The following is a 1,915-nucleotide window of genomic DNA, read 5'->3' on the forward strand; positions in this document are numbered from 1 at the left end:
AGGTCTGCTGATCCCTTGCAGGGGACGGCGGATGTTTATCCGCGGAGGGAGAAGATCTCTCATGGCACCTGACCCCTGTCACGAGTGCACTGAAATCCCCTCCGCCCCGCGGAAGGACCCGATGATCGCTGCGGCCGCATCCATAGTCTGGGGAGGGATGGGCCAGGCCTACAATGGCCAGTATGGGAAGGGTCTCCTCTTTTTCACCGGCGTGATGGTCGGTACCCTTGCTTTCCTCATACCCGGGATCATCGTCTGGGCCTTCGGGATCTACGACGCCTACGTGACCGCACAGAAAGTGAATGACGGCACGGTGCCTTACAGGGAGACAGGATTCCTCTACCTCCTCGGTTTTGTCCTCCTCACGATCGCCCTTATCTTCGTCTTCGCGGTGGTTGTCGTCTTCCTCCTCCTGATGGCAGGCCTGTCGGGCTATCTTCCCCTCTGAACTTTTTCATTTTCCCCCCTCGCAACCGTTTTCTTCATCTCTGCGCCCGGTCACCTCTCGGGAGAAGATATGGACGCCGTATTATGCCGTCCTCAACTCCGACCCCCCTGTCGGCGCGGCGTGCTTGCTGTCTGCCTGCGGTTCTCTGGAAGAGGCCGATGCCGTGCGGGTGCGACTTGCGTCGGCGTATCGGTATCGGAAGGCCGGGGTTCTGGAGATCCATCTCTCACGGTCCCGTGGTATGACAGCCTTCACTCGTCTGGCGCTCTGCGCACCTGCAGGAAACGCATTGTCCAGGGGTCGCCCTCTGCTTCGACCCACCCGAGATCTATGAGGCTGAGGAGACGGGAATAGAGATATGCGTCGCCGCACTGGTCGTATTCCCTGGAGAGGGTTTCGAGGGCGTCACCGATCACCCTGGCGGCGCTCGTCCACTCGTTCGGCACGGCGTTGAGGACTGCATGGGGGATGGTGTCGGAGATCGTACAGCAGAGTTGCCCCCACCAGAGGGTGCGGACGTCCAGGTCGTCCTCGTCCTGTTTCAACTGTCGCCAGGTGCGCAGGTAGTATTCGGCCTCGTCGGGGGTGAGTGTCCTCCCCTCGTCCTGCTGTGCGGCGAGCCACTCTGGTCTGAGTTCGCCGAGGCTGGTCGGGACGAGTCTGTCCGGGCCGGGGTCGGGTTCGTCCTCGTACAGGACATCGATACCGTCGGTGAGGTCGATGACCTCGATCCCGCAAGGGTCAGGTTCTCTGCTGAGGTATTCCAGGAAGCCGGCATACTCGCGGGCAGACCGGCGTGTGAGCCAGACGACGCGCCGGGCGTCGCCGGGCCGTGTTGCGTCCCAGAATTTCTGGATTGCGGGAAGGGCGTCGGTGTACCAGGCCTCGTATTCTGTCCCGCAGTACAGGGCCCTGAAGAAGGCCTGCCTCGCCTCCAGATCGTACGGGTCGATCGGTCCGAGGGAAAGGTCGTCGGGGAGGGCAAGGGCCGGTATGCCTGCTGCATTGAGGGCGCCGGCCGATGATTCGGTAAAGGTGATGTTGATTGTCTCGGTCAATTGTGTGTCTCCGGTCGTGGGTGCGACATTGAAACAGACACTTCAGTGGCAGGGTACATATGTGTGCGGGTGGGGGAAGGCTTATCGGTCGTCTCTGCAATCCCCCTGCTATGGCTGCAGACCCCCCCTGTGCCCGCTATCTGGTCCTCGATACCGAGACGACCGGACTTTTCCGACCCGGCAGGTCGCCACCCCGCCTTGTCGAGGCCGGGTGGCTGGTCTGCGACGAAAGAGGTCGTGTCCTTGAGAGGGGGCACGACGTTGTGGCCCCCTCCGGGTTTGCAATCCCGGTCGCCGCTTCTCGTGTCCACGGGATCACGACGGCGGTCGCCCGGAGGGAGGGTGTGCCTGTTGCTGGTGTCCTTCACGCCCTCGGCTGTGCCTCTATCGGGGTGTCGGCAGTCGTCGC

Annotated in this window: 2 protein-coding genes and 1 pseudogene; 2 read left to right on the top strand and 1 reads right to left on the bottom strand. The window is 62.4% G+C overall.

Annotated elements, in window-relative coordinates; translation table 11 throughout:
• Positions 1 to 61 precede the first annotated feature (61 nt).
• Positions 62 to 448 (top strand): hypothetical protein, encoded by a 387-nt coding sequence (locus Q0520_RS04675; protein ID WP_298667167.1) that lies wholly within the window; start codon positions 62 to 64, stop codon positions 446 to 448.
• A 251-nt stretch (positions 449 to 699) separates the two neighbouring features.
• On the opposite strand, the gene Q0520_RS04680 is transcribed toward Q0520_RS04675, so the two are convergent.
• Complete coding sequence (locus tag Q0520_RS04680) at positions 700 to 1,506, bottom strand: DUF3658 domain-containing protein (protein WP_298667169.1); 807 nt, start codon at positions 1,504 to 1,506, stop codon at positions 700 to 702.
• A gap of 110 nt (positions 1,507 to 1,616) precedes the next feature.
• Between Q0520_RS04680 and Q0520_RS04685 the strand changes: the two are divergent.
• Positions 1,617 to 1,915: pseudogene (locus Q0520_RS04685) on the top strand (hypothetical protein); the annotation flags it as partial.

This window comes from uncultured Methanofollis sp. (assembly GCF_937919355.1).
Taxonomy (GTDB): domain Archaea; phylum Halobacteriota; class Methanomicrobia; order Methanomicrobiales; family Methanofollaceae; genus Methanofollis.